Source organism: Pantoea eucrina (assembly GCF_002095385.1).
In the GTDB taxonomy this organism is placed as follows: Bacteria; Pseudomonadota; Gammaproteobacteria; order Enterobacterales; family Enterobacteriaceae; genus Pantoea; species Pantoea eucrina.
The window spans coordinates 149,718-173,677 of record NZ_MIPP01000002.1 but is presented as its reverse complement, the minus strand read 5'-3'; the positions used below and the strand labels follow the sequence as shown (position 1 = coordinate 173,677).

At 51.2% G+C, this 23,960-nt stretch carries 21 protein-coding genes and 1 pseudogene; 11 read left to right on the top strand and 11 right to left on the bottom strand.

The genetic code is table 11. From position 1 onward, the window contains the following. Window positions 1–267 precede the first annotated feature (267 nt). On the top strand, window positions 268–1,170 hold the full coding sequence (locus HA43_RS02190) for an alpha/beta hydrolase (protein WP_094110840.1): 903 nt from the start codon (window positions 268–270) through the stop codon (window positions 1,168–1,170). Between the two features lie 197 nt (window positions 1,171–1,367). On the opposite strand, the gene HA43_RS02185 is transcribed toward HA43_RS02190, so the two are convergent. Beyond that, window positions 1,368–2,270 carry a pyridoxal-phosphate dependent enzyme gene (locus tag HA43_RS02185; protein WP_094110839.1) on the bottom strand — a complete coding sequence of 301 codons (903 nt, stop codon included), beginning with the start codon at window positions 2,268–2,270 and terminating at the stop codon, window positions 1,368–1,370. A gap of 305 nt (window positions 2,271–2,575) precedes the next feature. Between HA43_RS02185 and HA43_RS02180 the strand changes: the two genes are divergently transcribed. Continuing rightward, on the top strand, window positions 2,576–2,953 hold the full coding sequence (locus HA43_RS02180) for a RidA family protein (RefSeq protein WP_094110838.1): 378 nt from the start codon (window positions 2,576–2,578) through the stop codon (window positions 2,951–2,953). Window positions 2,954–3,226: 273 nt separating this feature from the next. After that, the gene (locus HA43_RS02175; protein WP_094110837.1) at window positions 3,227–3,517 is read left to right on the top strand and encodes a hypothetical protein; all 291 of its coding nucleotides are present in this window, start codon (window positions 3,227–3,229) and stop codon (window positions 3,515–3,517) included. Window positions 3,518–3,622: 105 nt separating this feature from the next. On the opposite strand, the gene HA43_RS02170 is transcribed toward HA43_RS02175, so the two are convergent. Beyond that, window positions 3,623–4,060 carry a VOC family protein gene (locus HA43_RS02170; protein ID WP_065647619.1) on the bottom strand — a complete coding sequence of 146 codons (438 nt, stop codon included), beginning with the start codon at window positions 4,058–4,060 and terminating at the stop codon, window positions 3,623–3,625. A gap of 966 nt (window positions 4,061–5,026) precedes the next feature. Then, window positions 5,027–5,188 (bottom strand): hypothetical protein, encoded by a 162-nt coding sequence (locus HA43_RS19345; protein ID WP_313109747.1) that lies wholly within the window; start codon window positions 5,186–5,188, stop codon window positions 5,027–5,029. A 633-nt stretch (window positions 5,189–5,821) separates the two neighbouring features. Here HA43_RS19345 and HA43_RS02160 point away from each other — a divergent pair. From HA43_RS02160 to HA43_RS02135, 6 genes are all read left to right on the top strand, one after another. Next, on the top strand, window positions 5,822–6,808 hold the full coding sequence (locus tag HA43_RS02160; RefSeq protein ID WP_094110836.1) for an autoinducer 2 ABC transporter substrate-binding protein: 987 nt from the start codon (window positions 5,822–5,824) through the stop codon (window positions 6,806–6,808). A 255-nt stretch (window positions 6,809–7,063) separates the two neighbouring features. Beyond that, entirely contained in the window at window positions 7,064–8,578 is a 1,515-nt protein-coding gene (locus HA43_RS02155) for a sugar ABC transporter ATP-binding protein (protein WP_128083766.1), read from the top strand. After that, window positions 8,571–9,560, top strand: a complete 990-nt coding sequence (locus tag HA43_RS02150) for an ABC transporter permease (RefSeq protein ID WP_071668181.1) — start codon at window positions 8,571–8,573, stop codon at window positions 9,558–9,560. Before HA43_RS02155 ends, HA43_RS02150 begins: the two co-directional genes overlap by 8 nt. A 1-nt stretch (window position 9,561) precedes the next feature. Then, window positions 9,562–10,515 carry an ABC transporter permease gene (locus HA43_RS02145; protein WP_071668180.1) on the top strand — a complete coding sequence of 318 codons (954 nt, stop codon included), beginning with the start codon at window positions 9,562–9,564 and terminating at the stop codon, window positions 10,513–10,515. A gap of 29 nt (window positions 10,516–10,544) precedes the next feature. Continuing rightward, window positions 10,545–12,185 (top strand): FGGY-family carbohydrate kinase, encoded by a 1,641-nt coding sequence (locus HA43_RS02140; protein WP_094110834.1) that lies wholly within the window; start codon window positions 10,545–10,547, stop codon window positions 12,183–12,185. Beyond that, window positions 12,182–12,790: a KpsF/GutQ family sugar-phosphate isomerase gene (locus tag HA43_RS02135; RefSeq protein WP_094110833.1), complete on the top strand. Its 609-nt coding sequence runs from the start codon at window positions 12,182–12,184 to the stop codon at window positions 12,788–12,790. The genes HA43_RS02140 and HA43_RS02135 overlap by 4 nt, the downstream gene beginning before the upstream one ends. Before the next feature lie 131 nt (window positions 12,791–12,921). Here HA43_RS02135 and HA43_RS02130 read toward each other — a convergent pair. The 3 genes and pseudogenes from HA43_RS02130 to HA43_RS02120 form a co-directional block, all read right to left on the bottom strand. Next, a pseudogene (locus HA43_RS02130) lies at window positions 12,922–13,176 on the bottom strand (hypothetical protein); the annotation flags it as partial. Window positions 13,177–13,330: 154 nt separating this feature from the next. Then, window positions 13,331–13,909 (bottom strand): DUF4142 domain-containing protein, encoded by a 579-nt coding sequence (locus tag HA43_RS02125; RefSeq protein WP_094110832.1) that lies wholly within the window; start codon window positions 13,907–13,909, stop codon window positions 13,331–13,333. A gap of 433 nt (window positions 13,910–14,342) precedes the next feature. Next, window positions 14,343–15,437: an oxidoreductase gene (locus HA43_RS02120; RefSeq protein ID WP_094110831.1), complete on the bottom strand. Its 1,095-nt coding sequence runs from the start codon at window positions 15,435–15,437 to the stop codon at window positions 14,343–14,345. Window positions 15,438–15,539: 102 nt separating this feature from the next. On the opposite strand from HA43_RS02120, the gene HA43_RS02115 reads away from it, so the two are divergent. Both HA43_RS02115 and HA43_RS02110 read left to right on the top strand, forming a co-directional pair. Next, entirely contained in the window at window positions 15,540–16,424 is an 885-nt protein-coding gene (locus HA43_RS02115; RefSeq protein WP_071668195.1) for a LysR family transcriptional regulator, read from the top strand. A 436-nt stretch (window positions 16,425–16,860) separates the two neighbouring features. Then, window positions 16,861–17,661, top strand: coding sequence for a sugar phosphate isomerase/epimerase family protein (locus HA43_RS02110; protein WP_233496277.1), 801 nt, complete (start codon window positions 16,861–16,863; stop codon window positions 17,659–17,661). Between the two features lie 6 nt (window positions 17,662–17,667). Here the strand turns inward: HA43_RS02110 and HA43_RS02105 are convergent, their stop codons facing one another. From HA43_RS02105 to zigA, 5 genes are all read right to left on the bottom strand, one after another. Further along, window positions 17,668–18,648, bottom strand: coding sequence for a LacI family DNA-binding transcriptional regulator (locus HA43_RS02105; RefSeq protein ID WP_071668173.1), 981 nt, complete (start codon window positions 18,646–18,648; stop codon window positions 17,668–17,670). A 97-nt stretch (window positions 18,649–18,745) separates the two neighbouring features. Beyond that, window positions 18,746–19,897 (bottom strand): Gfo/Idh/MocA family protein, encoded by a 1,152-nt coding sequence (locus tag HA43_RS02100; protein WP_094110829.1) that lies wholly within the window; start codon window positions 19,895–19,897, stop codon window positions 18,746–18,748. Between the two features lie 12 nt (window positions 19,898–19,909). Beyond that, window positions 19,910–20,965, bottom strand: a complete 1,056-nt coding sequence (locus HA43_RS02095) for a sugar phosphate isomerase/epimerase family protein (RefSeq protein ID WP_071668171.1) — start codon at window positions 20,963–20,965, stop codon at window positions 19,910–19,912. 16 nt (window positions 20,966–20,981) lie between these two features. Beyond that, window positions 20,982–22,220, bottom strand: a complete 1,239-nt coding sequence (locus HA43_RS02090) for an MFS transporter (protein ID WP_094110828.1) — start codon at window positions 22,218–22,220, stop codon at window positions 20,982–20,984. A gap of 335 nt (window positions 22,221–22,555) precedes the next feature. After that, window positions 22,556–23,776, bottom strand: a complete 1,221-nt coding sequence (gene zigA, locus HA43_RS02085; RefSeq protein WP_071668169.1) for a zinc metallochaperone GTPase ZigA — start codon at window positions 23,774–23,776, stop codon at window positions 22,556–22,558. Window positions 23,777–23,960 lie beyond the last annotated feature (184 nt).

Here is a 23,960-nt window from a genome sequence, read left to right as displayed (position 1 = left end):
CCGGCATCTGCATGCACTAAGCCGTGGAGAATAGCTTTCACTGCATAACCATACAGATATACAGGAATTATCAGGGGCATTTGTCAGTATTTCGGACAGGAAAAATACCGAAAACAGCCTTCGGGCTGCAGAACCGCGCTGAGGGCTTTTCAGGCGGTGCATCAGGCACTTTTATGTAAAAAAGACTCTCATGCATACAGTAAATCGTGCATGCTTCATGACACAAATTCACAGGTAGTGAATCCGATTGAATAAGGAATTCAGGACGTGATTGACTTCACCCGTTTTGTCGAACGCTATGAGCAATTTAACGCTTCATTACTCCCTTCTGATAACATCACCGAAAGCCGGATCAATGATTTATATATCCGGGTATACAGGCCAATGGCAGCCCTTGATGAGGTTCTTATTGTCTACCATGGTGGCGGGGTCAACTCTGACGCTGGCTACGACATTCTTGCACGACAGTTGAGTTACGATCTGCCCGTCTGTGTTTGTCTCGTCGATATCCGTGGGCACGGTCGTTCGGTAGGTGTCCGGGGAGAAGCTTCCAGTCCTGTTCAAATCTGGCGTGATGTGGATGTCGTCATTGATTATGTCCGAACCTCTTTTCCTGATGCCAGAATTCACTTGATTGGGCACTCCAGTGGAGGCGGTATGCTGATAAATTACTTTACCCGATACTCTCTATCGAGGGTTGTTGAAAGCCTGATCTTGCTAGCCCCAGCATTAGGTCCTTTTTCACCTCCTGCTCTGAACCGCGAGTTTTCCTCTCCCTTTGCATCGATAAACCGTTTGAGCTTCATAATCAATGCTATGAGTGCAGGTTTTCTATATGGACGTCGTGCAGGAGTAAGGCTTAATTTCCCCTGTGAGGTTATTAATGCAAGGCCTGACTTTGTTCAGACATACAGCGTTAATATGGCTAACGCTCTTACCCCTCGTAATCCTGAAAGGCAACTTAAAGAAATCTCTATTCCAGTAACAATCATGCTTGCTGAGCATGATGAACTGTTTGATGTAAGCCGTATGGAAGAATTTTTCAGGAACTGCGGCAATCCGAATGTAAGCAGTCGGGTTGTGGCAGATAGTACACATCTCGATTGTATTTTCGAGTTAACGGATATGGTGAGGGAACACTTCACTGGCCTGACTTCAAGAGCGCAATAGGTCAGTTATGTTCAACGTATTAGAACCCCTCAGCTGTCATAAGTGAAATGTCCGCTGCTCGCTCATAGCGGACCTGACCCACGCGCCAGTCTGTTTGTGCCAAAGAGGGCATAACTCACTTTAAAACAAGTTAATTAACCGGGCAGTTCGCCCATCCTTTTGCTCATAAACTTTGGCAGGATAAATGCGCTCTTCTGTCAGCTCGCGATCCCTTCCAGCGTGACAGAGGCCCCGCCGCATACGATGACCAGTACATTATCAGCCGGCTTGAATAAGACTTTTTTGTCGTACAAAAGTGAGAGTGATACACCGCATGCAGGCTCAGTGAGCACCCGATGGTCATCGAGAAAGCACCGGCAGGCATTCAGCGCTTCCTGGTCTGAAACCAGCATACTTCTGACGTCCATACGGCTGGCCACATTGAAAACATTTTCGCACACCTGGCTTGCGGCCAGCGTCGTGGCTATGCCGCTGACCTTATCAAGACGTACCAGCCTGCCGGCATTAAGCGAGGCGCGAAGAGAGGCCGTACCCTGGGTTTCTGCGGCGTAAACCGGAATATGACCAAGCTGATGTTTCACCAGTCCCTGAGCGATACCGGACAGCATGCTCCCGCCGCCAACAGAAAGAATTACCGCATCAGGCGTTACCCCTTCGCTGATGACCTCATCCACGATTGTGCTGATACCTTCCCACAAAAGTGGATGATCAAAGGGATGTACACAGATAATGTCATCCGTCGCCAGTGACAGGGCGTAGTCGTTCGCCTCACTCCATACTTTTCCGTGCACAACAACTCTTGCACCCTCCTGTTCAATAAGCTGTTTTGCCCTGTCAGACGTGGTTTCCGGCACAACCACAGTGACCGGCAGCCCCAGTTTGCGGCCGCAATGTGCCACCGCTATGCCTGCATTGCCGCCCGATGAACTGATGAAAGCTGTTGCGCCCCTTTCCGCATAATGGCGACAAATGTTCTCTGCACTTCTGAGCTTGAACGATCCCGTCGGCTGGGAAGATTCCATTTTAAGCCAGACAAGGCATCCACAATGCTGGCTTAAGGGCAGTGAATGTATAAGAGGGGTTTGTATACTTATTGCCATGAGGAAGATCCTTATTATCTTTTCCCGTGATAAACGAGAAGCATTCCAGGTTTAGAAACAGATTTATCATAATGGGTTAGAGCGTAAAGGGATGGATACAATGGGTAATAAAAGTGCCGGTTACAATTCCGTCCAGACAAGACTAAAGTGCGACCGTTTTTCGCTCAAAGCGGACGTTGCTCCAGTATCGGCCCGCTTTGTGCCAGAAGCGGACGTTGCACGTTTCATAATTAAAAAATTAAGATTGAACATTAAGAGGACGATGGTAAGGTCGTTATTTCCTCACTTCCGGAAAGGATCTCATTATGAACAATGTGTTACGGAAGAATTATCCCGAACTAGGTGAAGTAAAGGCTCCTTATGTTCACTCTGTAAAACATAACAGTACGCTCTACATTTCAGGGTTGACTGCGTTTGGTACAAGTGCTCAACATAAAGGTATTGCTGGACAGGCACAGGAAATATTCAGCCAAATCAGGAAAATAATCAGCATAGAAGGTACAGATTTTTCAGCCCTAATCAAAGTAACCATATTCATTACCTCTTTTGAGGAGATCGACGAGTTACGCAAAGTATTGTACCAAAATTACGGTAATCACTTGCCAGCCAGCTCGCTCGTAGAAGTCAGCCGCCTCTTTTCACCTGACCTCTCAATTGAAATTGAGGCTATATTTGGCCTTTGATTTATTGCTCATAACCGGATGGCGATAACTGATCGGTTCTAATGCCGTTTTCTCATATCCTCTCTGAGACATGACGTCCATTGATATAACGTCCGCTTCTCGCTCTTTGCGGACGTTAAGGTACGCAGCGGGCTGAGTTCTCCCGGAGTTGATCAGGACGGGGGCTCAGAACAGTAAGCACATTTGCTTAGGACATATCTCAATAGCCCGTCATTTGTTCAGGAACACCTATAATTTAAGTTATCTTAAATTATACATCTGTCAGGTATCGCTATGGCCAGTTATACAGTCCGGATTGAGTTAAAGGAGCAGACCGAAAAAGCGCACATTGAGATGATGTTTGCCATGCATGAGAACGGTTTTTCACGAAGCGTCGTCTGCAGGCGGGGGTTCACGTATGCCCTGCCGACGGACGAGTTCGTCTACGTGGGTTCTGAAAAGATTACGGATTTAATGAGCCGGGTATGCACCCTGCTGAGCAGCTTCAGTGAGGCGCCCGTCGTACTGATAACCGGTGCCGGAGAGCGGTGCTGGTCAGGACTGCGTGTGATTGACCTTGAATAGTCCAGCCCTGTTCAGCAGCTCCGGCCGTCGCGCTGCAGAATGATGCCTGACCCGGCGACCGCCTGCATGTGCGTCATACCAGTACGCGGTGACACGATGTGGACTTTATTGACCCTGCTCCATCAACTCTAGTGTCTGTCCATCGGGGCTTTGTAAATAGATTACTCTGGTTCCCTGCATGGGGCCTGATAAGATTGTCTGAGGTTTACCTGGTGTCTTCCAGCCATACTCAGATGCTTTACTCAAGAGCGTATCAATATCCTCAACTATAAATGCAAGGTGAGCATAGCCAGGGATATAAGGTACTGAAGGTTCTTCTGGCTGTTTGATGTTATCGTATTGCAGTAATTCAATTTTGATGCCAGCCAGTTCAAGCAACGCCATTCGCACATCAGCGCCCCTTGCGCCTGTCACTTCATCAATGATAGGCCCAGACATTTTTCCTTCGCGTAATAACTTTCCGCCAAGAATATCAGTCCAGAAAAATAATGACTCTTCAATGCTTCTGACTGAAAATCCGACGTGATCTGCTTTTTTTATCATACAATTACCTGCTGTGCGCGACTGCATCGTAAACCAATATCAATTATAGAAAACCTGAATGTTCGCTGTGAGCAAACATATCTGAATGGCTTAATTGAACATACTACTGTCCGGACCCGGGTACTGCTGTTGCAGTCAGAAAAGATTCTATTCCTGTATGCTTAGACACCCTGGATGACGTGCTCCGGAGAACAGAAAAACTGTTGAGCTGATTTCTATGTCAGAACTACGCGGTCACGGCCCGGCGTTGGGTAGAGCAGCTCTCACCGGTCCGGCCGTAAAAATGACGATGCAGGTTATCTTTGTGGTTGCGGATTGTGAGCGTGCATATGCAGGTATAGCGCGTGCTAAGGCATCAGGAAGATGATCCTGACGTAGAGAGCATATGTGTTTCTTAACATTCAGAAGGGGCAGAAAGCATACATGTCCCCAGACAAGCAGCACAACGACTGATAGTATAATTTTCAATCAAAACGAACCGTAGCGGTTGTATCTGTTTGTTGTGTGCCGGAAACGAAACGACTCATTTCCAATGTCTGAATAGGCCAGATATGCCCTTTCCATATTTACTTACTGAAGCCTGTAGCTACTTGCGTTTCAGTAACCACTACCCTGACAACGATATTCTTTAAAACCCAATGACCTCAGTTCCCTTGCAATTAGCCGATTCATTACTCCATGTCCCATAAGCAGCACGGTACCGTCAGATCTTTTTGCAAACGCTGCAAGGATACCCGCAGCCTGAATAGCACGTTTCTTTGCTGTTCCGACGCGCTCTACGTCACGGGATATGCCGCATAACCACATGACGCGGAAAAAAACAGCCCATACGGTCGGTGATAGCCTGAAACCGGGCATAGGAAATACCGGCAGATCTGCTTCCCTGAAAACCTCATCAATGACATCCGGTTCAAGGTCTAATGCTTTCAGGGAAGAAAGTGCTCTGGGAAGAGGGCTACTGAGGATTTACGATGCGCTGAACGCCAATGATTCACTGGACTCAGGCGGTATATCTTCTCCTGTATCAGAACGATCATAATCTGCAATCCAGTTGGACATTTCACGGCTCGTTACTTTCGCAGAACCTGTAAAAGCGGGCTTTCCATGACGCATTAAAATAATTTCCATACAACGCTTCTTGCTTATGGTCCTTCCAGGCGGTCAGACTAACGCGATAAACATATGACGCACCACTACTTTGTCCAGGATTGATACTGATCGATGAGATGATATTTCAGGTGATAATCACTGTATGAAAAAGTAAATACCTTAATACACACGTCACACCGTCATGATGTCCGCTTCTCGCCCATAGCGGACATCAGCCCGATGTCAGTCCGCTTAGCGCCACAACCGGACGGTTTACGTCGCTTCCCGGTTTGCCGCAAGGCGAAACCGGGGTCTGCCCGCTGCCTTCGTGACCCTGTTCACACTCTGTTCAAATAAAAAGCATAGCCGCTACCAGACTGATGATAAAAACACCGCCGATGGTCCGTTAAGTTAATTTATTGTTAATATATTGATTAATTTATGTTAATAAAATACAGGTTTTCGGCCCCGTAAAATAGCAACCTGACTCAAAACGGATTTTTATAACTTATTTTTTACATAAAAAACCATTAAATTTAACAAATGCGGACATTGCTCACATTTCGCTCAAGGGCGAGCGAAAAGCGATACCCCCTTACGTTAATCTCAGAACGTGGATGTGAAAGCTGTCGCCTGTCCCCTTTATCAGAACCTCATAAGAAAGGTACCGAAATGAAATTTAACCTCGCATTAGTCAGTGCATGTGTGGTTTCAGCATGCATGTTATTTACAACACCTTCATTTGCCGCCAAACCTTACGATATCGCCGTCGTTGCCAAAGTTACGGGCATTCCCTGGTTTACCCGTATGGAGGTCGGCGTAAAAGAAGCCGCGCAGAAACTCGATGTCAACGCATACCAGGTCGGTGCGTCTACCCCGGATCCGGCCCAGCAGGTCAAAGTTATTGAAGATTTGATCGCTAAAAAAGTTAACGCAATCATTGTGGTACCCAATGACGCTAAAGTGCTGGAACCGGTGCTGAAAAAAGCCCGCGATCAGGGCATCGTGGTATTAACGCATGAATCGCCGGATCAGCAAATTGGCCAGTGGGATGTCGAAACCATCGACAGCCAGAAATATGCTCAGGCCAACATGGATGAGCTGGCAAAAGATATGGGTGGCAAAGGGGGTTACGCCATTTATGTCGGCTCTCTGACCGTGCCATTGCACAATGCGTGGGCGGATGCTGCGATTAAATATCAGAAAGAGAAGTATCCGGACATGCATGAAGTGACTTCACGTCTGCCGGTGGCCGAAAATATTGATAAGTCATACTCCACCACGCTGGATTTAATGAAAACCTACCCTGACCTGAAGGGGATTATCGGTTTCGGCTCGCTCGGTCCTATCGGTGCCGGTCAGGCTATTCAGCAGAAACGTGCAAAAAACAAAATTGCAGTTGTCGGTATCGCTATGCCAGGCCAGGCGGCTCCTTACCTGATGCGCGGTGATATTAAGAAAGTTCTGCTGTGGGATCCGAAAGATGCCGGTTACGCCCTGGTGACAGTTGCCGATCAGCTGCTTCAGGGTAAAGAAGTGACTAAAGAGCTGAGTATCGAAAAATTGGGCAAAGCCGATGTAGATATGGACAAAAAAGTGATCCGCTTTAATAAAATTCTTGAAGTCACACCAGAGAATGCGAAATCACTTGGCTTTTGATGGGTCATTTTAATTATTTTATTTTCCGGAGATATATTATCTCCCGCGCTACACCAGGCAAATAGAAACAGATACGGCGTTGTATGCTGTGCTGTATCTGAATTTCTACTGAGAGATTGAAAACCTATATCCTGTATAGCCCGGATTGGGTGTGCATGAATTCCTGCGATCACATCCGTCAGTGATCCGCAGGAGTAAATGCAGCCAAAGCCCCAGCCCGAATATAACCGGTATGCTTAAGGACCTGTGATGGATATGCACAACGCGCCCCCTGCCCCTGCTGAAGCCTTTATCAGTCTTGAGAAGATCAGTAAAAAATTCCCCGGCGTATTAGCACTGGATAATGTCAGCCTGACGCTTAATAAAGGCGAAGTACATTGTCTGGCCGGTCAGAATGGCTGTGGTAAAAGCACGATAATTAAAGTCATTTCCGGCGTCTATCAGCCGGAAAAAGGTGCGACGATTACGCTGGACGGAAAACTATTTCATACCCTGACGCCGCAGCTCTCTTCCTGGTACGGTATTCAGGTTATTTATCAGGATCTGTCCCTCTTTCCAAATTTATCGGTAGCCGAAAATATTGCTATTAACCGTTATCTCCCGGGCGGTGATTTTTGGGTACATCGTGAGTCAATGCGCAAAAAGGCTGTAGCGGCGATGCAACGCGTCGGCGTTTCTCTGGATCCGGATCGTAAAGTAGAAAAACTTTCGATCGCCGACCGTCAGTTAGTCGCAATATGCCGTGCAATCGCCGCTGATGCCACGCTGGTGATCATGGATGAACCGACGGCCTCACTGACCCGAACCGAGGTTAATGGCCTGCTGCGGGTAGTGAGCGAGCTGAAAGCCGCCGGTATCTGTGTGGTGTTTGTCAGCCACCGTCTGGATGAAGTAATGGAAGTGGCTGACCGCATCAGCGTAATGCGCGATGGCAAACTGGTCGGCACCTGGCCGGCGAGCGATCTCGACAGCAACGAGCTGGCGTTCCTGATGACCGGTCAGCGCTTTACCTACAGCCACCTGCCGCACCGGGCACCTGCCGAAGTTACGCCGTTACTGGAGATCAGCCATCTGAGCCGCAAGGGTCAGTATCATGATATCTCGCTGTCGCTGCGCCAGGGCGAGATCGCATCGATTGTTGGTCTGCTCGGTTCAGGGCGTACGGAACTCTGCCTGAGTCTGTTTGGCATGAGTCAACCAGACAACGGCGAGATCCGCATCAACGGTAATGCGGTGAAACTCCACTCAAACCGTGACGCTATCCGGCACGGTATTGCCTATGTGTCAGAAGACCGCCTGACGCAGGGGCTGATAATGGAGCAATCCATTTACGATAACACGCTGGTATCCATTTTCGACAAGCTGCACACCCGCGCAGGATTGATGGATCATCACAAAGCCGCCCTGGTGGTGAAAGAGCTGATCCGCGATCTGAACATTAAAGTTTCGGACAGCAGTTTACCCGTGAAGACGCTTTCCGGCGGTAATGCACAGCGTATCGCCATCGCCAAATGGGTGGCGACGCAGCCACGTATCCTGATCCTCGATTCGCCGACGGTCGGTGTGGATATTGCCAACAAAGAGGGAATTTACCGCATCGCACGCGATCTGGCGGAGTCCGGCATGGCGGTGCTGATGATTTGCGATGAGATCCCGGAAGCGTATTACAACAGCCATCGCGTGCTGGTAATGCGCAAAGGTAAACTGGTAGCGGAATTTGCGCCGCATCAGAGCAGCGAAGCGCAGATTGCGGAGGTGATAAATGGGTAATAAATCGCTCTCGAAACTGTTTTCACAGCACGAATTCTGGCTGGGATTACTGGTTCTGCTGTTGGTGATTGGTCTGAGCGTCCGCACCAGCGAATTTATGACGCTGGGTAACCTGACGGACGTCGCCACCAGCTACGCCATTCTCGGCATTCTGGCCTGCGGTCTGTTTGTGGTGCTGATCGCCGGAGGTATCGACATCTCCTTCCCGGCCGTAACCTCCATCGGCCAATACGTTATGGCGAGTTACATCATCCATCACGGTGGCAGCTTCCCACTGGCATTTGCTCTGTCGATGGGTACCGGTTTGCTACTTGGGCTGGTCAACGGTTTTCTGGTTTACTGGCTGCGCGTGCCAGCCATCATCATCACCATCGCCACACTGAACCTGTTCTACGGTTTGCTGGTGTATCTCACTAACGGCACCTGGCTGTACGGTTTCCCCGACTGGTTTATGAACGGCATTAACTGGTTCTCCTTCACCGCCGCCGATGGCTACGACTATGGCCTCACTCTGCCGCTTCTCAGCCTGCTGGGGGTGATCATCGCCACCGGGGTACTGATGAACCGGACCCGCGTGGGTCGCCAGATTTACGCTATGGGCAGCAATCGTGATGCTGCTTCGCGTCTTGGTCTGAATATTTTGCGGCTGCATTTCTACGTCTACGGTTTTATGGGTTTGCTGGCGGGAATTGCTGCCGTGGTGCAGGCGCAAATCACTCAGTCAGTCGCGCCTAACTCCCTGCTCGGTTATGAGCTGACGGTCCTTGCCGCTGTAGTTTTAGGCGGTACCAGCATGACCGGCGGGCGTGGTTCGCTGACCGGCACCATTCTGGGCGTGATGCTGCTGGCCTTCCTGCAGAATGGTTTGACCTTACTCAGCATTTCAGCTTACTGGCATCAGGTATTCAGCGGCGTAATCATTCTGGTCAGCATCAGCAGCACCGCGTGGAATGAAAAACGCAAACTGGCAAAGGGAATGTGACATGACAACCATAAACCGACTCTTCCCCGGCGACCGCATCATTCGTTTGCAGTTACTGATTATCGTAGCCGTTGCCGTACTGTTTTCGTTCACGCTGGGCGGCAGCTTCTACAGCGTCGGCAATTTCCAGTCAATCGCTTCACAGTTACCGATTCTGGGCATGCTGGCGCTGGGGATGGGCATTACCATGCTTACCGGCGGTATCAACCTTTCGATCATCGCCGGTGCCAATGCCTGTTCGCTGGTGATGGCGGCCATTCTGGTGGCCCACCCTGACCAGCCGCACTATTTCGCACTGGCGATGCTCGCCGGACTGGCCGTAGCGGTGGTCATTGGCGTGCTCAATGGTGCGCTGATCGCATATATCGGCGTTTCGCCGATTCTGGCGACGCTCGGTACTATGACACTTATCGCCGGGCTGAATATTCTGCTGACCAACGGCACAGTGCTTTCCGGTTTTCCAGCGGCCATTCAGTATCTCAGTAACGGTAGCCTGATGGGCATTCCGGTTGCGCTGCTGTTATTCCTGCTGGTAGCACTGCTGCTGTGGGTCCTGCTGGAACATACCACGCTGGGTCGCAGCCTGTATCTGATGGGCTCCAATGAACAGGCTACGCGCTTTAGCGGTGTTAATACGCACAAAGTCACCATCGCAGTGTACGTGCTTTCGGCGCTGCTCGGATGGGGTGCAGCACTGCTGATGATGTCCAAATTTAACTCGGCGAAAGCGGGTTACGGCGATGCCTATTTACTGGTGACCATTCTGGCCTCTGTGCTCGGCGGAATTAACCCTGACGGCGGTTTTGGCCGGGTCCTCGGGCTGGTGCTGGCGCTAATCGTTCTGCAAATGCTGGAGAGCGGCCTGAATCTGATGGGCGTCAGCAGTTACCTGACCATGGCGCTGTGGGGATGCGTTCTGATCCTGTTTATCGCTCTGCAAAACAGAAAATCATAAGCGAAAGCTTTCTAAAAAAAGGAAAGAACATGGCGAGTTATTTTATCGGCGTAGACGTAGGAACCGGCAGCGCCCGCGCAGGGGTTTTCGATATGAGTGGTCGTATGCTCGGTCAGGCCAGCCGTGAGATCACATTATACCGCCCGAAAGCCGATTTTGTTGAGCAATCTTCCGACGAGATCTGGCAGGCCGTTTGTAACGCGGTAAGAGACGTAGTCAGTCAGGCGGATATTAACCCGATTCAGGTGAAAGGCGTCGGTTTTGACGCGACCTGCTCGCTGGTGGTGCTGGATAAAGAGGGCAATCCCCTGACTGTCAGCCCATCAGGACGCAGTGAACAAAATATTATTGTATGGATGGATCATCGCGCCATCACTCAGGCAGAACGCATCAATGCCACCGGCCATCGCGTACTGGAGTTTGTCGGCGGGATTATCTCTCCGGAGATGCAGACACCCAAACTGCTCTGGCTAAAACAGCACATGCCGACCACCTGGAGCAACGTCGGACATCTGTTCGACCTGCCTGATTTTCTTACCTGGCGCGCCACGCAGGACCCCACGCGCTCGATATGTTCCACCGTCTGCAAATGGACATATATCGGTCACGAAGACCGCTGGGATCCCGGCTATTTTCGTCAGATCGGTCTGGACGATTTGCTGGAAAACAACGCATCAAAAATCGGCAGCGAAGTGAAAGCTATGGGTGAGCCGCTGGGGCATGGGCTGACACAGCGCGCTGCCGCAGAGATGGGACTGATAGCGGGTACCGCAGTCAGCGTCTCGATTATTGATGCTCACGCAGGCAGTCTTGGCATTCTTGGCGCCAGTGGTGTATCCGGCGAATCAGCGGATTTTGACAACCGCATCGCACTCATTGGCGGCACATCTACGGCGCATATGGCGATGTCGCGTAGCGCGCGCTATATCGGCGGCATCTGGGGGCCGTATTATTCGGCAATTCTGCCGGATTACTGGTTGAATGAAGGCGGACAATCCACTACCGGCGCGTTGATTGATCATGTGATTCAGTCGCATCCCTGCTATCAGGATCTGCTTAAACAGGGTAAAGACAGCGGTAAAAACATCTATGAGGTTCTCAACGGCATTCTGCGCAGCATGGCGGGCGAATCAGAGAATATTGCGTTTCTGACTAAAGACATTCATATGCTGCCCTATTTTCACGGCAATCGCTCACCGCGCGCCAACCCGACGCTGACTGGCACGCTGACGGGCCTGAAATTATCACGTACGCCGGAAGATATGGCGCTGCATTACCTCGCCACCATTCAGGCGCTGGCGCTCGGCACTCGCCACATTATTGAAACCATGAACCAGAATGGTTACTGCATTGATACTATGATGGCGTGTGGTGGCGGCATCAAAAACCCAATCTTTGTGCAGGAGCATTCCAATGCGACGGGCTGCGCAATGCTGTTGCCGGAAGAGAGTGAAGCGATGCTGCTTGGCAGCGCAATGATGGGCACCGTCGCGGCGGGCGCTTATGAATCATTGCCAGAAGCGATGGCTGCCATGAGCCGCATTGGTAAGACCATCACGCCACAGACAAACAAAATCAAAGAGTATTACGATCGTAAGTATCGCGTCTTCCATGAGATGTATCATGACAGTATGAAATACCGGCATCTGATGCAGGGGGAAACGCAATGAATGCGGATGAAGAATTTGCCCTGGCGTGTCAGGGCTGGCAGACCTACAGTCAGGAGTTGCTGGCGCTGCAGCGTCATCTCAATGCCGCGACCTGGCAGCAGCTGCTGATGCTGATCACCGGCTGCAAGGGAAAAATTGCCGTGACGGGCGTTGGCACCTCGGGCATCGCCGCCCGAAAAATCGCCCACATGCTGGCATGCGTCGAGCAGCCGGCAGTGTATCTCAGCGCTACCGATGCGGCCCATGGCGATCTGGGCTTCATGCGCAGCAACGACCTGATGATCCTGATATCGCGAGGCGGCAACTCTGAAGAACTGACGCGCCTGCTACCGACGCTTAAAACCAAAGGCGTGACGATTATTAGCGTGACGGAGAACCCGGACTCAGCCATTGCCCGCGCCGCCACGCTGGTGGTTAAAACACATATCCAGCGTGAAATCGACCCGCTTAATATGTTAGCCACTACCTCTATTGTGCTGGTGCTGGCGGTGTTTGATGCGCTGTGCGGAAACATTATGCTGCGTAACGGCTTCGATCAGAAGCGGCTGCTGAACGTTCATCCGGGTGGCAATGTTGGTAAAACGTTGCGCGAACAGGATGTGTGAACAGGACGTTAATTGTTTTATCTCATCTGGTCCGTCAGCCATACCCGCCAGTAGATATGCCGCGTGCGAGCGGTTATACCAACGATAGAACCGGGTAATAGCCCGGTTTGTCCCTTTTTCAGCAATCTCGCTTATAGGGTATTACCGGCCGCGCTTTTTATCCGGCATAAACAGCCCAGCAGCAGCAGGAAAGCACACAGGCCATAAACCCACTCAATGCCGTATATATCTGCCATCTTGCCAGGACCGGCGGCGGCGAGCCCGCTGACGCCAAACATGAGCCCGGTGACCATCCCTGCACGACCCGGGACAATTTCCTGAGCGTAAACCACCAGCGCAGAGAAAGCCGATGAGAGAATCAGGCCAATAAAGATGGTGAACACAATAGCCTGCAGGTGAGTGTCAGCATGGGACTGCAGCCAGGCGGATATCAGGCGGCGACTTAACGAATAAGCGCCGCGCCTGCTCTTCATAACTGACACTCATCAGCGCTTTTTTCCGCAACGCCATCAACGCAGGTTGCGGGAGCGCGCAAGATAGTTATTTACCGGCTTGTGACATCTGTTCGGCAGACTTCAGATGCTCTTCAACAACCGGCGTGTGTGCGTCAGCCAGTGCTTTGACATCGGGATCCTTAATCATTTTGGCGTCACGCTGCAGGGTCGACAGCACCATCTTGTGATCTTTCGTGCCGGCGTTAGTCATATACATCTTGTCAAATGCGGCACCGCTCTGTTTTTCCAGCTGAGCGGCCATCGTTTTGTGCTTCGCATCCGGTTCAGTCGGCAGCGTTACGCCTTTTTGCCCGGCGACCGTCTGAACTTTGGTCAGCGCAGCGCTGTGATCGTCTACCATTTTTTGTGCATAGGCCTTCACTTCGCTGCTTTCCGCTTTCGTCAGCGCAATTTTGCCGGCAGCGACTTCATTGATATTGGCCTGCGCCATATCCTTCAGCGCTTTTTCATCGCTGGCGCTCAGTTTGCCGCCCGCTGCGCTCTGGCCTGCAGCACCATCCTGCACGGTGCTGGCTGGCGTCTGAGCATATACGCCAGCTGTGCTAAACATGGCGACAACTGCTGACAGAACCAGTACTGTTTTCAACGTTTTATTCTTATGCATATTATTCTCCAGAATATCGATGAGGTGGCTGACGTCTGGCTATTAACCATACGCAGCCATGCAGGGAAATCAGAAGTGTATTAATCAGTATAGACAGTGATAAAGAGAGGAGATTTTACCGCGCTAAATTCCGCGAAATCTATTGGAGACAGGTCACGATAAGATCATTTAACGCGAGCCGCAAAAAAAACAGCTCGTGTTAAAAAATACAATGAAGATATTTTATATTAATCAACTGAACAGGCAGGTTTTATATCAGTCCGTGCCTCCCTGGTAATAAGACCCGGACTTTTCAGACAGAACGTTTACTCATTCAGCAGGGGCAACCTGCTCACGGACGCGTAAAGATGCCATGCATCTCAAAAAAACCGATAGTTTTCTTTGTTCCGTCATCCACTATTTATCTTCTGATATCACCTGCGCAGATTGAATATCAGATCTGTTCTTTTTCCTTTATGTCCGCAACTGGCGAAAGAATATCCTCAGGCAGACTCTCAAGCGGTAAATTGCTCTCAACTTTGTGAGGCCAGTCAGGATTAGCCAGCGCAGCCTTACCGATAGCAACAAAATCAGCGCCCATACCGAGCAGTTGTTCTGCCAGCTTACCATCATCAAGGCCGCCATTAGCGATAATCACAGTATCCGGAGCCGCTTCCCGCGCAATTTCAACAAGGCTTCTCTGACCATCTTCAAACGCAGGCAACCACGATTTGTATTCAGTTATATGAATGTAATCGACGCCGGCTGCGGCAAGCAGAGTAAAAATTGTTCTGGCTCCGCTCTCACCCTCTTTCCATTTATGATGAAAATCATTTACTTTTCCCTGCGAAATTCTGACGCCCAGCACGCTATCCGTACCGATTTCTTTGCGCACCGCGCGGATAACGCTTAGCGTAATAGCCAGACGATTTTCGAGTGTCCCACCCCATTCATCGCTGCGCGCATTGGTATAATCTGTCAGGAACTGGTCAAGCAGATAACCATTAGCCGCATGAATCTCCACTCCATCGAATCCGGCCTTGCTCACGGCCCGCCCGGCGCTATCAGCAAAACTGGTGATAATTGCCTGAATCTGCTGTTCACCCAGTGCCTCAGGTATGCCGTACTCACCAGAACCATGATAGAACTCCAGCTGCTGACCTTTAGGTTTTATGGCTGAAGGCGCCGCGGTACCAGGGCGATAAATATTGTGCTGAGACAGCGCGCCAGCATGGATCAGCTGAGCAATAATGCGCGCACCGGCGTTATGAGAATGCCTGACAACCTGTTTCCAGCCTGATATCTGCTCATCATTAACTATGCCCGGCTGAAACGCATAGGTCTGCGACCATGCCGTATCGATATAGATACCCTCAGTAATCAGGGCGCCAAATCCACCGCGCGCAAACCGGGTGTAGTAATTCAGCATCTTTTCTCCCGGCACACCGCTTTCCGAAGCGGAAATACGCGTCATGGGAGCGACCATAATCCGGTTTTTAAATATGACATTTCCAATAGAAGCAGTATCGAACAGTGAAGTATGTGGCATGGAAAATACTCTCAGTTAATTATAATGAATGCCATTATAATAGAGACTGAAGGAGAATATAAACGCGACTTAAAGCATCACTGTATAACGGAATCAGATATAATGAATGTAAAGCATATTGAATTATTCATCGTTCTTGCTGAAACCTGTAACCTGAGCCGGGCTGCGCGAAGACTGGGCATGAGCGCAATGACCGTTTCCCGGCACCTTGCTCAGCTTGAAAAGGATCTGGGCGTACGGCTGTTTCAGCGCACCACCCGTGCTGTGTCGCTAACCAGTGAAGGTGAAGAGTTTCTTCCCTACGCCAGAACTATCACCGAGGCGGAACAAAGCGCCCGGGTCATGTTCAATAATGAAATTGCCGGGGCATCAGGCTTGCTAAAGATGTCGGCTCCGTCAGGTATTGGCCGGCGCAACATTCTGCCCCTGCTTCCGGAATTGATGAAAAAAAATCCAAAATTGAAAATCGATCTCAACCTTAGCGATGACGTGGTTGATATTGTAGGGCAAGGTTATGACGTAGCGATAAGAGTGGCACCACTCAAAGATTCCAATCTGATTGCACATAAACTCAGTAATAACCCGCGTATCCTTTGTGCATCACCAGAATATATTTCGCAATATGGCCAGCCTGTAATTCTGGCAGACCTTTCTGATCACTGGTGTCTCAAAACGGCAATGGTGGCGCAATGGACGTTTATACAGAATACCGCAACCATAAATTATGTTTTTGACCCACGATTCACCTGTAATAGCGTTGAGGGTGTACGATCAATGTGTAAAGCAGGGGCCGGAATTGCTCAGCTGACAAAAGTTGATGTTGAGCAGGAGCTGGCGAAAGGCGAGCTTATCGAAATACCGCTGAAAGATGCAGAGCCACACATGCTGGCAATTTGGGCACTATTGCCAACTAAACGCTATCTTCCCTGCCGCGTAACGCTTTTTCTTGAAGCATTAAAAGTTTCACTGAGCGGGTTATCATCCTGAAGCTAACAGGATTAGCGGCGAAAGAGTGCCTGAAGGTAAAATAGAGCCTGTTATACAGGTGTACAGCGGCACATTATCGAACTATTTCTGAGCAGGCAGACGCAATGCTCTGCCAGATAACCAGGCCCCCGAAAGGCCTGTTCAGATTCTGTGGATTCAGGAACATGGATGGAAGGCCTGCCATTCTCCGAAAAATCTGGATAAGAATGATGTGATGACGCGCAATTTTAAATACCGGAAAATCACGCTGCCGCAAATTTCCGGAAGCACCCTGCTTTAGAGATATGAGTTCAGTCACAATTTTTGTATCCATTGCGCATTCTAAAAGTAATCGATTACTTTTTGCGTTACTTTTGTAATCGATTACTTTTTGGAAACGGGAAAAATTATGCTTCGTCACTTAGTCTTTAGCACCTGCCTTCTGGCTTCAACAGCAATGACTTCCACTGCTGCTTTGGCAGTGAATGTGGATGACAGTATCGCTCTGCAGATGTATACCCTGCGCAATGCCGGTCCGGCAGAAAAACAATTTGCCATGGCGCATGATGCCGGGTTTAAGCACGTAGAAATAGTCGGAACGCACGACCTCAGCGCTAAACAGTTAAGCTCCCTGCTGAAAAAGAACGATCTTACCGTTACCTCAGCGCACGTGCAGCTTTCAGCACTGGAAACAAATTACGCCGAAACGGTCGCCTTTAATAAATCAGTTGGCAATAGCACTATCGTTGTCCCATGGATTGAGCCGCAGGATCGTCCTGACAGTTCTCAGGGCTGGATCGACTTTGCCAGACGTCTGGATGCGATGGGAGCAAAACTGCGCCATGATCGCCTGCAACTTGCTTACCACAATCATAACTTTGAAATGAAAAAATATGGGGGTGTAACGGCACTGGAAATTATCCTGAATCACTCTTCACCGGATAATCTCAAACTTGAGATGGACGCAGCCTGGGTATCGCGCGGTGGTCAGGATCCGCTTCGTTTTCTCAAAGCCTATCCGGGACGGGTTTATGCCATTCACGCTAAAGACAATGCCTCAATCGGCATCCGGGACGATGAAATGAACTTTGCGCCCTTGGGTGAGGGATTACTGGACTGGTCAGCCATTCTGCCTGCAGCCAAAAACAGCGGCGTAAAGTGGTTTATCATTGAGCATGACAAACCAAAAGACGCGTGGAGCATTATCAGCACGTCACTGCGTAACCTCCGGGCCGCACTGCAAAAACAGCCGCATTAAGATTGTTTATGCGCTGGCTCGCTTAATCAGGTGGCCCTGCAGAATGACGCGTTGCGCCGCGGAGTCAGGCTGGTCTATCTTCTGCTGAATCAGCCTGAAAGCTTCACGGCCAATATCCCTCGAGGGCTGTGCCAGCGTGGTCAGCGGCGGCGAGATCATCTCCGCCAGCTCAGTGCCGTCAAACCCGGCTACCGCTATGTCACCGGGCACGCTATAACCAGAGGCCTGTATTGCCGCCATTGCACCCGCTGCCAGCGTGTCTGATACCGCAAATACCGCATCAGGGATCTCATCAGCGGCAAGCAGAGTCATCATTGCCTGCCTGCCTGCACTGAAACTCAGTTCACTGGCATAGCTGATGCCCTGCCAGTCCAGATTGTGCTCGTCCAGTTGAGACAGATATCCCTGCTGGCGCAGGCGCGCATATTTATAGCTGAGATCGTGATTTATCAGGGCTATACGTCTGCGACCCTGATCCGCCAGATAACCCACCACCTGCTGTGATGCCTCGCTGTCGTTAATGCCGACGCAGGATATGTCACCGGCATCAGCATACTCTGCGCACTGAACCCAGGGCGTATCAGCAATCAGATGGCTCAGCTCCGGCAGCTTGCTAAAAGCGTCCATGGTAATGATACCGTCAACCATTTTCCCCGACAGCAGCTGCAGGCTGGAACGGGAGCGCTCAATGTCCGAACCGGAATTGCACAGAAGAATGCGGTAACCGTTCTTCTCGGCCTCTTCTTCGATGCCTTTGACCACCTCGGCACAAAACGGATTCGAAATGTCGGACACCATAACCAGAATCATTGAGCTGCGCGCGGTGCGCAACTGGCGTGCCAGCAGGTTAGGCTGATAATTACTCGCTTTGATGGCCTGAAGCACTTTTTCGCGGTTGGCGTCTTTAACCGTATCGCTGTTGTTTAATACGCGTGACACCGTTGCAACGGAAACACCCGCCAGACGGGCGATTTTTTGAATGGACATGGAAGGATCCGGACCGAAACATATAGCACACAGGCTACCATAAAACCGCGCGAACAATAAGTTAACCCGGTCTGTGCAGGACGGACCGGGTTGTGTATCAGCAATTAACGCTGACCCAGCGTTGTTCCCTGTGACTCTGCACAATGGCTTCAACGATCGCCATCACCTGAGCACCATCGCGAAAGGTGGCATAGGTGGTATCCTGCGGAGCAGGCGCTCTTCCCTGCTCCACTGCCTGATAAAACTGCTGCATCATGGCGCGGAACGCATCCGGCCAGCCTTCGATATGCCCCCCGGGAAAACGTGCGCGGCGGGCCACGTCAGGATTCATCAGGGCAGGATCGTCTGACAAAAGCTGGTTAGCTTTATGCCGGTATCCCAGCCACAGCTGCTGGGGCGTTTCCTGATCCCAGGCCAGCGACGCCTGGCTGCCATTCACTTCCAGGCTGAGGCGATTTTTGCGACCGGCTGAAACCTGCGAGACGCTAAAGCTCCCTTTACTGCCGTCATCAAAGCGGAACAGCACAAAGCCCATGTCTTCTGTGGTGACCTCGCGGGACTCATATTGTGCCTCCTCGTTCTGCGTGCCAAAAGTGCCGGCGGCAGCCAGGCTGGCTTTGCGCGTGGGCCAGACTATCGATAAATCGGCCATCACCTCCACGATTTTACGTCCGGTGACAAACTGAATGGTATCGCACCAGTGCGAACCGATATCCGCTACGGCCCGCGAGGCGCCGCCCTTTTCTGCATCCACGCGCCAGTTATAGTCGGTCTCTTCCAGCATCCAGTCCTGCAGGTAGCTACCCTGAGCCGAAAACAAACGCCCCAGCTGCTGGTAGCGCACCATACTGGCTGCCTGCTGTACCATGGCAAACTGGCGATAGACAAAGCTGACCCCGTTTACCACGCCCGCCTTTTCAGCCAGTTCAACCAGCTCACGCGCTTCATCCATGGTCATGCACAGAGGCTTTTCAGAGAAAACATGTTTGCCGGCGATGATGATTTGCCGGTTTATTGCTGCATGGAGATGATTTGGCGTGCAGTTATGCACAGCGTGCAGCCCTTCATGCTGTAAAAACGCCGCGACGTCGCTGTAGGCGTGCGGCACGTTCAGCTCTGCTGCACGCGCCTCGGCCGCGCTCTGGCTGGTATCACAGATGGCCACCACGTTAATGTTGCCAAGACGGCGTAACGCCTCAATATGCGCCGGTCCGATAAAACCGGTGCCGATAATCCCTGTGTTAATCACTTAAATCCCCTCTTATTTCAGACCCAGCTGGGCGCGCACTCCGGCGGTATCCTGTTGTCGTGCGGCGAAGTCGTCAAATGCGCGATCGGCAACCGGAATGATGTGGCGCTGAATAAATTCGGCTCCCTCAAGTGCGCCGGTGTCGCTCTCTTTCAGGCAGCACTCCCACTCCAGCACCGCCCAGCCGTCGTAGTCGTACTGCGCCAGCTTGCTAAAGATCCCTTTGAAATCAACCTGACCGTCGCCCGGTGAGCGGAAACGCCCGGCACGATCGATCCAGCGCTGATAGCCGCCGTACACGCCGCTGCGACCGTTAGGCAGATACTCGGCATCTTTCACGTGAAACGCTTTGATGCGCTGATGGTAAATATCAATGAACTGCAGATAGTCGATATGCTGCAGCAACAGATGGCTGGGATCGAACAGGATGTTGCAGCGTGGATGATAATTCACCGCCGCCAGAAAACGGTCAAACGTCACGCCATCGTGCAGGTCTTCACCCGGATGAAGCTCGTAACAGAGATCAACGCCGTGACGATCAAACTCTTCCAGAACCGGCAGCCAGCGGCGCGCCAGTTCGGCGAACGCCTCTTCCAGCAGAGCCGGATTGTGCGGCGGCCAGGGATAGACATAGGGCCACGCCAGCGAACCGGAAAAGGTTGCATGCGCGCGCAGCCCCAGCTTTGCCGAAGCCGCCGCAGCCTTTTTTACCGTCTCAATAGCCCAGGCCGTGCGCTTTGCGTTATCTCCGCGTACGTGTTCCGGCGCAAAGCCATCAAATGCCGCATCATGCGCAGGATGAACCGCAATCAGCTGTCCTTCCAGATGCGTTGAAAGCTCGCTGATTTCCAGACCGTATCCTGCCAGTAATGTCGTGACCTCATCGCAATAGGACTGGCTGGCTGCAGCACGCTCAAGGTCAAAAATGGCCGGATGATTACAGGGGATCTGCAATGCCCGATATCCCAGGTCTGCAGCCCATTTCGCCAGCCCCTCCAGCGAATTAAACGGAGCCTGTTGTCCGATAAACTGCGAAAGAAAAATGCCAGGTCCTTTTAACGTTTTCACGTACACCTCCGGTTAATCAAACCGCTTCATCCCGGTATTTAAAGGAGAAGAGGAAAAGAATGGCGATCGCCGCTGCTGCAATAGCCGGGACCCACCAGAACGTTGCCCAGTTTTCTGCCGTGCCCTGGCCGGCAACCAGGTTGTTGTAAAGTGCGCCAGAAATCTGTGAGCCCAGCAGCATGCCAATGCCGTAGGTGAACATCACTACCATGCTCTGCGCCTGCCCCTTGACCTTTTCGCCAGCGATCCTGTCGGTGTAGATGAACCCCACCACGAAAAAGAAGTCGTAGCAGACACCGTGCAGCAGAATGCCCAGGTAGATCAGCGCGCGGCCCTCATCGTTCATACCCATCGCAAACAGCGCATAGCGCACGAACCATGCCAGCATCCCGACCAGCAGCATGTATTTCACGCCGAGGCGGCGGAACAGTAATGGGATCACCAGCATGAAGAAAATTTCAGACATCTGACCGAAGGACATCGCGGTGCTGACATTTGACACGCCGGCGTCTGCCAGCCATGAGGCGGTATAGGCATAGTATGTGCCCAGTGGAATAGAGATCAGGGTGGCGCACAGCGCGAACACAAAAAAGTGCCGGATTTTAAGCAGTGCAAACGCATCCGCGCAGAACAGATCGCGGACCTTTAGTGGTAACTCTTTGGCGGGTGCCGGGGTATGGGGTAGCGTCAGGCTATAGATCGCGAGTGCCACAGAGCAGACCGATGCAACGGTGAAGATCGACGTGCTGGCAGAAATGCCGGCAAACCCAATAAAGATGCCGGCCACAATCCAGCCAATCGTCCCGAACACGCGCACCACCGGAAAACTTTTGTCGCTGCGGGCCAGGCTGTGAAAGGCAATGTTATTGGCAAGCGCCAGGGTGGGCATAAAGCACAGCGTATAACCAAATAACAGGGCGATGAGCAGCGCACCGTTCCCGGCCACCAACGCAGACGGGATAAACCACAGGATCATTGCGCCGGCAAGATTCATTACCGCCATGACTTTTTGCGAAGGAAAGAACCGGTCTACGAGCATGCCCAGCACAAAAGGAGACAGGATCGAGGCTATCGGCCCTGCTGAAAAAGCATCACCAATCAACAACGACATATTATGCTGCGCCATCACCAGCCCGAGCGTAACGGACCAGCTTCCCCAGATAAAAAACTGCATGAACATCATCAATGAGAGGCGAGGGATCAGTAAACGCTGTTGTGCCATTGCCTCCTCCCTGCCTGTTGCTGTAGTAGTCATACTCTCCTCACGCCCTAAAGTAATCGATTACATTTTTGAATATGCATAAAGTAATCGATTACAAATGGAGTTTCCGTCTACCTGATCACACATTACATTTAATTACTTTCTGACCCGATTCGTTAAGATGCTGAGTTTCTGACGCAGCGCCTGAGGCAAACACGTTGTTATTCAAAATAGTCAAAACTTATCTGACAGGCGCAAATTTTCCTGACCATCCTTCGCACTGGATCAAACCAGTAGCACTCAATCGCGATCAAATTACAGACCAAAAACCATATCCCCTTAGGGCAGCAGCAAATCAGAAGAGCTGGCCCTGAGCCAGCTTTCTGTAATCAGTTGAACCAGGGCTGGAAAGGATCGTGAAGCGTTGCCCAGCTGTCAGACCCGGCCTGCATCTCTTCGTCGGTTAACAGCGCGCTGTTCAGTTTCAGCCGAAGCTGAGGTTCATCCATACCGATGCCAATGAAGACCAGCTCCTGTCGCGCATCACCGGTATCCTCAGCCCAGTTTTGTATGATGTAATCACGTGACTCTCTATCTTCCGGCCAGTGCTGTTGCGGCACGTTGGCCCACCACATGCCTGCCAGCCCCTGACGACTCACGCCTCCCGCCTGAGACCAGGAGCCGGCATATCCGGGCCGGCTGGCAAGCCAGAAAAAGCCTTTCGATCGCACAATGCCTTTCATATCGTTTTCAATCACGTTCAGGAAACGGTCCGGATGAAACGGACGACGGGCGCGAAAGACGAAGTTATGAATGCCATACTCTTCTGTTTCAGGCGTGTGTTCGCCCCGTAGCTCCCTGAGCCAGCCCGGCGCCTGAGCCGCCGCGTCAAAATCAAATAATCCGGTATTTAGTACGTTATCCAGTGCGACCCTGCCAAATTCGGCGTTAACGATTTTGGCTCGGGGGTTAAGAGAGTGCAGAATCGCCATCAGACGCGTTTTATCTGCTTCGCTGATCAAATCTATCTTGTTCAGGATCAACACATCGCAAAATTCGATCTGGTCGACAAGCAGATCCACGACCGTGCGCTCATCTTCCTCACCCAGCGACTCGCCGCGAGCCTGGATGCTTTCATCAGACTCATAGTCGCGAAGGAAATTGTAGCCATCAACAACCGTTACCATGGTGTCAAGCAAGGCAACTTCGGAGAGGCTCTGGCCGCTGTCATCGGCGAATGTGAAGGTTTCCGCCACCGGCAGCGGTTCAGAAATACCGGTGGATTCAATCACCAGATTATCGAAGCGCCCTTCCTGCGCCAGCCGGTTAACTTCCAGCAGCAGATCTTCGCGCAGCGTGCAGCAGATACAGCCGTTACTCATCTCTACCAGCTTTTCATCTGTGCGCGACAGTTCTGCGCCGCCCTCTCTGAGCAGCGCTGCGTCAATATTGACCTCTGACATGTCATTGACGATAACGGCCACGCGACGGCCTTCGCGATTATTCAGAATGTGATTCAGTAACGTCGTTTTCCCTGCGCCCAGAAATCCGGACAGAACGGTAACAGGTAACTTTTTAAACTGGCCAGCGTGTGGCGTGCAATCAGACATGACATGCTCTCCTGAAATGAACTGCTGAGTTCGTGGTCGCCAGCGAGCTGACAAACAAGCCGGACGACAGATTTGTTTATTGTTATGTTATAACATAACCTTCGCGCTTGTCATTGACTCAAATGTGTATTGAGTTAACGCCAGGTATTTCAGAGCGTTTTTTACACGCGCTACCTGCCGGGAA

What these genes read in the sequence shown, in the direction of transcription:
- HA43_RS02140 (WP_094110834.1), top strand. Translation starts at nt 10,545, where the DNA reads ATGGCGAGTTATTTTATCGGCGTAGACGTAGGAACCGGCAGCGCCCGC.
- HA43_RS02115 (WP_071668195.1), top strand. Translation starts at nt 15,540, where the DNA reads ATGAATGTAAAGCATATTGAATTATTCATCGTTCTTGCTGAAACCTGT.
- HA43_RS02125 (WP_094110832.1), bottom strand. Translation starts at nt 13,909, where the DNA reads ATGCATAAGAATAAAACGTTGAAAACAGTACTGGTTCTGTCAGCAGTT.
- HA43_RS02155 (WP_128083766.1), top strand. Translation starts at nt 7,064, where the DNA reads ATGCACAACGCGCCCCCTGCCCCTGCTGAAGCCTTTATCAGTCTTGAG.
- HA43_RS02145 (WP_071668180.1), top strand. Translation starts at nt 9,562, where the DNA reads ATGACAACCATAAACCGACTCTTCCCCGGCGACCGCATCATTCGTTTG.
- HA43_RS02110 (WP_233496277.1), top strand. Translation starts at nt 16,861, where the DNA reads ATGACTTCCACTGCTGCTTTGGCAGTGAATGTGGATGACAGTATCGCT.
- HA43_RS02135 (WP_094110833.1), top strand. Translation starts at nt 12,182, where the DNA reads ATGAATGCGGATGAAGAATTTGCCCTGGCGTGTCAGGGCTGGCAGACC.
- HA43_RS02120 (WP_094110831.1), bottom strand. Translation starts at nt 15,437, where the DNA reads ATGCCACATACTTCACTGTTCGATACTGCTTCTATTGGAAATGTCATA.
- HA43_RS02175 (WP_094110837.1), top strand. Translation starts at nt 3,227, where the DNA reads ATGGCCAGTTATACAGTCCGGATTGAGTTAAAGGAGCAGACCGAAAAA.
- HA43_RS02090 (WP_094110828.1), bottom strand. Translation starts at nt 22,220, where the DNA reads ATGACTACTACAGCAACAGGCAGGGAGGAGGCAATGGCACAACAGCGT.
- HA43_RS02185 (WP_094110839.1), bottom strand. Translation starts at nt 2,270, where the DNA reads ATGGCAATAAGTATACAAACCCCTCTTATACATTCACTGCCCTTAAGC.
- HA43_RS02180 (WP_094110838.1), top strand. Translation starts at nt 2,576, where the DNA reads ATGAACAATGTGTTACGGAAGAATTATCCCGAACTAGGTGAAGTAAAG.
- HA43_RS02105 (WP_071668173.1), bottom strand. Translation starts at nt 18,648, where the DNA reads ATGTCCATTCAAAAAATCGCCCGTCTGGCGGGTGTTTCCGTTGCAACG.
- HA43_RS02160 (WP_094110836.1), top strand. Translation starts at nt 5,822, where the DNA reads ATGAAATTTAACCTCGCATTAGTCAGTGCATGTGTGGTTTCAGCATGC.
- HA43_RS02150 (WP_071668181.1), top strand. Translation starts at nt 8,571, where the DNA reads ATGGGTAATAAATCGCTCTCGAAACTGTTTTCACAGCACGAATTCTGG.
- zigA (WP_071668169.1), bottom strand. Translation starts at nt 23,776, where the DNA reads ATGTCTGATTGCACGCCACACGCTGGCCAGTTTAAAAAGTTACCTGTT.
- HA43_RS02170 (WP_065647619.1), bottom strand. Translation starts at nt 4,060, where the DNA reads ATGATAAAAAAAGCAGATCACGTCGGATTTTCAGTCAGAAGCATTGAA.
- HA43_RS19345 (WP_313109747.1), bottom strand. Translation starts at nt 5,188, where the DNA reads ATGGAAATTATTTTAATGCGTCATGGAAAGCCCGCTTTTACAGGTTCT.